Genomic DNA, 5,469 nt, shown 5'->3' with positions numbered 1-5,469 from the left:
AGTTTTTTAGCTGTTACCATATCGCTGTTCAAGACGGCACGTACCATATCAGAGAACTGTTTTGGAAATGCATTGGCAGCAACACTGATTACACCATCCATACCACAAGCTATCTGTGCCATGGCAAGCGCATCATCGCCACTTACTACCAAAAAATCTTTTGGTACGTCACGAAGTATTTCCATGCATTGTACCATATCGCCACTGGCTTCTTTCATACCCGCAACATTTTCTACTTCATGAGCCAAACGAACAGTAGTAGCAGCACTCATGTTGCGCCCCGTTCTTCCAGGAACGTTATACAGGATGATGGGCTTTGGTGAAGCTTCTGCAACAGCTTTGTAATGCTGAAAAATACCTTCCTGTGAGGGTTTATTGTAATAGGGTGCTGCACTCAATACTGCGGTAGCTTTTTCCAATGGAAAATAGCTGAGGTCTTTGATTAATTCAGCCGTATTATTTCCTCCAACGCCTACTACTACAGGTACACGACCTGCTACTTTTTCAAAAGTATAGTTAACAATGTCTTTTTTCTCCTGTTTCTCAAGCGTAGGTGTTTCACCGGTAGTACCTAATGTGATGAGGTATTCAACCCCACCGGCAATCATCGCATCGATCACTTTACCCAGTGCATCAAAATCAACACTGAGATCCTTTTTAAAAGGAGTCACCAACGCCACACCTGTTCCTCTTAATTGCGTTTTTAGAGACATTTTTTTTTTAGTCCATGGTCCATCGTCAATGGTCCATAGTGGAAATATGATGTATAATAAATTATTCTTGCTATGGACTATGGTCCATCAACTAAACCGCTTCTTCCCAGAATCCCATCTTGCCATATTTCTCAATACGGTCATTGATACGTTGTTCAGGATTTTTATCTTTTACTTCTTTAAGAGCTTTTAAGATATATGATTTCAGGATATCAGCAGCTTCAGTATAATCCCAGTGAGCGCCACCTAATGGTTCATGAACGATCTCATCCACTAAACCAAAACCTTTCATGTCGGTTGCAGTGAGACGCAATTGTTCAGCCGCTACTTCTTTTTTCTCCCAGCTTCTCCAAAGAATCGAACTACAACTTTCAGGAGAAATTACCGTATACCAAGTATTCTCCATCATCAATACTTTATCGCCCACACCAATACCTAAAGCACCACCGGAAGCGCCTTCACCAATGATCACAACAATCACAGGTACTTTCAAACGGATCATCTCATAGATATTTCTGGCGATGGCTTCTCCTTGCCCACGTTCCTCGGCTTCTAATCCGGGGTAGGCACCAGGTGTATCGACCAGACAAACAATTGGTTTACCAAATTTTTCTGCCAAACGCATCAAGCGTAATGCTTTACGGTAGCCTTCTGGGTTGGCCATACCAAAATTCCTCAATTGACGCAATTTGGTATTGGTTCCCTTTTGCTGACCAATGAACATTACGGTTTCTCCATCCAACTGAGCAAAACCACCCACCATCGCTTTATCGTCTTTGAAATTGCGATCACCGTGCAGTTCTACGAAATCAGTACACATTTTATCAATGTACTTGAGGGTATACGGACGGTCTGGATGGCGACTTAATTGAACACGCTGCCAGGGGGTCAGGTGCTGGGTGATTTCTTTTCTCTTCTCGAGAATGGATTCCTCCAGTTGACGAATGGTAGCGGTATAATCTATTTTAGGGTTCTTCTCAGCCAGCTTCTTGGTGTCCTCAATTTGTTCGTACAATTCCTTGATAGGCTTTTCAAAATCAAGGAATTGTCTGTTAGGGTATTGGGGCATAATCGTCATTTAGAGTGGTAAAATTAGGGGTTCAGATTTTTTCAGGAAAAGATTTGTTTATGAAAATGCTTTACCCTTATCTTTGCCGTCCCGAAAACGATCTATATAGGTCAGATTTGGGTGAAAACCGAGCATACAGTTGCGCGATAAATAGAATTGGATCGGTAGTTCAGTTGGTTAGAATGCCGCCCTGTCACGGCGGAGGTCGCGGGTTCGAGTCCCGTCCGGTCCGCTCACTGTAGCTTGAAACCCGCGCTGGTCGCGGGTTTTGTTTTTTTACTCTATTTTTTACTCTATCTCACTTTATTTTAACAGGTCTCTTTACACCACTTCACAATGGCTTCTGTAAATTTACGTAGAAAAACGTGAGTAATGGATTTGAGCGTACTACACCCGGTACATTCACCGGAAAGAAACTACAAATGGAAGGATCTATTAAATAGTCAAAAGGGGCATGTCATTTGTCGGCTTTTGGAATGGTCGGGTTGGTATAACCAAGATATCTCTCAACGACTTTTAGGGCATTACCGGTTATACCAAGTATTTAGGGTAGAAAATGATTCCAATAGTCACAAATCAACCCTATTGACCTATATTGTCAGTTATAAGGCTACCCATTGGCTCAAATATTTTCTTTCTAGCATTGTTGCTGCCATCTACTATGTTTTTACATTCGGAAAAAGGTATACCCCATTCCAAATTGAAGGTATTAATCGATTATTGATTTCAGATCATCCGCACATCTTACAAGCTTTCTTGATAGAAGCAGATAAAGACTTTAATAATTCACTTTCAAAGGCTGTAGAACAAATCACCTCTCATAACTTTCTTATCAAGTCTGAGAATAGACTTACTCTCATACAAAAGAGGACCGCCTACAGTTATATTCAAAATAGTTCTCATTATTTTAATGATTACAGTACGATTCAAACCATTCCCAACAGCATAAAAGGAAAAGAAAAAGGCGTTTTTTCAAAAAAGCAACTACTTATACTGCTAGATATTTTAGCCGAAAATGGAGCCATTGAAAAAATTGATTATTCCAAGCTGAATAAATTTGATGCTGTAGCAACCATGTTGCAAGCAATTTCAGGAAAGAGTAAAGATTCTATTTTAGAGCAGTTAAAAGATACCCGCAATAATGGCTTATACTCATTTCAAAATCCTGCTGAATTAAAGCAGCTTATCATAACTCTGACTAATCTATCAGATATGTTTAGAAACGCAGGTTTTAGATCCGTATCAAATGTGTTAGATCGAAAGCTTAGAGAGTTGGATAAACATTATTGATTACAGGCCAGTTTGTAGCTTTTCAAGTAAAATCCTTTGTAATCTTGGATGTTGAAAAGGTAAAGATATTCAGTTGCTGGCTTCATAATTTTTTATATCATTCGAACACATTGAAACAGGTTCAAAAATTTAATCCCTAAAAGGCTATTGTCTTCCTTGTAACATTTGCACTACAAATATTGCAATATTATTTTTCGAATTCTGCTTTTATGGTATTCAAGATAATTTCCAAATGCCCTTTTTTGTGACGCATTTGCATTGCCTTGGGGTGATAAGTACGATATGTATGCTTAGGTAAGTTTTCGTTAAATAAAACTGCTAATTCGCGTAATGGAATTTCATCGGAAAGTTGTTCAAATATTACTTCTGTTTCGAATTGAATTTTTATTTTGTCATCGTAGTTTGGCCCTGAAAAAAATAGGACAACGTCGGGGTTAACAATCTTAATTTCCTCCTTTAAACAGTTGAAATGTTTCACTGTAGCTTTGTGAGTAGTCCAGTCAAGAGGCTTGCCATTCCACATGCAAAATTTAGAAACATTAGTCCAAAGAAAATTATTCCCATCCTTATTACTTGGATTTAAAATAGAATTTACATAATAGACATATTGCCAAAAGGTTGTTCTGGTGCCATTTTTCGAAAGTTTAAAGTCGACGTATCTATTTTTCAGATCCTCAAATTTGTCAATTGTTTCTCCTATCCATTCATCACATTCTTGCCCTATAAACAAAAGTTTTATCTGAGAGTTCAAGTAATCTTCCTCCCAAGCATTCATTATAAGTGGGCCGTCAATTTCATTATCGAAATCAAAAAGAGGCCCAATTTTTTTTAGTTTTTCGCTATAAAGTGCTTCAAGTTTTTGATTAATTGTCATATGAATTTATGAAGTTTTGCTATGGTAATGCCTTTATTTGAGAAAAGTAAAGAGAAGAGGTTGTCGAATTATAAGTAAGCAAAAATATTTCAATTTTTATGGGTATTGAAAATAGGGTAATGGGCCAGTTTGAATTTTAGGTTCTCCGGGCGTGATATCTTCCATACCCTTGATTTATGCCAAAAGTCAGAAAAAAACTCGATACGAACTAGGCTGCTGAGAAACTGTTGTATTCTTCTCTTGAAAGGTTGGAAGCCAAAATAGCTGCTTCCAAAAGGAAGAAAACAGCTACCCGAAAAACTAAAAATTAACTGCTACACATCTTTTAAAAAGAACATCAGCTGAAAGTCTGAATATCCTTAAAAAGAAGGTGGTCAGTGGTTTTTGTGTCCTATAGATATATAATGCTGAAATCACAATGCCTATTATTAGAATCTACCGCTTTAAATGAAATAGTTGTTTTCTTGTCGTCTTTGTTGACAAGAATAAACTCAATAATATCGTAGTCATTGCGCTCTGGTGCATAGAAACTCACCTTCTTCTTCACGTCATCTACCACATTGAAAATATCATTTAGAGCTGGGTTATTATGATCCTTCCAGTCACCCCACTGCCGTTTTTCCTTACCATAGCTTCTATAATAAGCCTTGACGTTCCTGAATTTGTAAATCTTTTGTTCTTATGCGAAAATGCTTGATACGCATATAAGAAGGAGTACACTCAATAGTTTTTTTTCATAAAGGAAATGACTGCCGAAGCCCCTATAGCTGGTTATAAATAAAATAGCGTGGGACATTCGGCTACTGCTTTCCAGGCACTTGCAGAGCGTTGCAGACAATAGACACGAAAAGCCCACGCCGTAGCGTGAGCGTCTACACTGTCTTCTCATCTGCTTTTATAACTGCAAGTTTCGGAAAGCGAGAAGTAGCTAAAACGCTTTTAACAATATTTTCTTACGATCCTAATGTAAACAGAACAATTTACTAATTGGTAAATTGATTAGGTTATATTAGTGGTCAAAGTAATTTTTTGGCTTTATAATTATTTACAGCTGAAGGAGGTACATGATTTCTCTATGTAGCTCGCATCCCCTCAGCGTTTTGTTTATGAATGACTGGAGGATTACTTTTATCTAAATGGAAAAAATATTATCAAAAACTAAATCCGGAACTTACTAAGCGCTTCATGAAAATGGAAGATCTAATTAATTTAATTGATATATGTCTAAACATTATTGCCGTGATTGTGCTCAAAATAAAGGGTATCTTCCTTATGTAAACCCAAATACGGATTTTACTGGAAGTGTTGGTAGTTATAAGTTCGAGAAGTTCATTAAACATACAACTCAACCAACAGCGAGTATAGTTTCATATTTTAATAATACAGATGCAGAACAGTACAAAAATTACATAATTAATGCTGCAACCTCTGGGAGTATTGAAGTAGATTGTAAGCTCCCCATAATTTAGTGCCACGTTTAGTTAGAGTTTTCTAAGGTAATATTTTTCTGTTTTTCCTCCCAT

Annotated in this window: 4 protein-coding genes and 1 tRNA gene; 2 read left to right on the top strand and 3 right to left on the bottom strand. The window is 37.5% G+C overall.

The genetic code is table 11. The features are described 5' to 3' along the window. Both dapA and ACTIEV_RS15355 read right to left on the bottom strand, forming a co-directional pair. The coding region (dapA, locus tag ACTIEV_RS15360; protein ID WP_439516801.1) for a 4-hydroxy-tetrahydrodipicolinate synthase at positions 1-713 on the bottom strand (713 nt) is incomplete at its 3' end. Positions 714-804: 91 nt separating this feature from the next. Continuing rightward, the gene (locus tag ACTIEV_RS15355; protein ID WP_250686038.1) at positions 805-1,782 is read right to left on the bottom strand and encodes an acetyl-CoA carboxylase carboxyltransferase subunit alpha; all 978 of its coding nucleotides are present in this window, start codon (positions 1,780-1,782) and stop codon (positions 805-807) included. A gap of 158 nt (positions 1,783-1,940) precedes the next feature. Here ACTIEV_RS15355 and ACTIEV_RS15350 point away from each other — a divergent pair. Together ACTIEV_RS15350 and ACTIEV_RS15345 are read left to right on the top strand one after the other, a co-directional pair. Then, positions 1,941-2,014, top strand: a tRNA-Asp gene (locus ACTIEV_RS15350). A 140-nt stretch (positions 2,015-2,154) separates the two neighbouring features. Then, a complete protein-coding gene (locus ACTIEV_RS15345; RefSeq protein ID WP_439516800.1) occupies positions 2,155-3,072 on the top strand; it encodes a hypothetical protein in 918 nt (305 codons plus the stop codon). A gap of 187 nt (positions 3,073-3,259) precedes the next feature. Here ACTIEV_RS15345 and ACTIEV_RS15340 read toward each other — a convergent pair whose 3' ends face one another. Continuing rightward, a complete protein-coding gene (locus tag ACTIEV_RS15340; protein WP_439516799.1) occupies positions 3,260-3,946 on the bottom strand; it encodes a hypothetical protein in 687 nt (228 codons plus the stop codon). Positions 3,947-5,469 lie beyond the last annotated feature (1,523 nt).

The sequence above is a fragment of the Sediminibacterium sp. genome, assembly GCF_051861365.1.
In the GTDB taxonomy this organism is placed as follows: Bacteria; Bacteroidota; Bacteroidia; order Chitinophagales; family Chitinophagaceae; genus Sediminibacterium.
The sequence above is the reverse complement of the archived record's forward strand: the minus strand, read 5'-3'. Positions and strand labels throughout refer to the sequence as shown.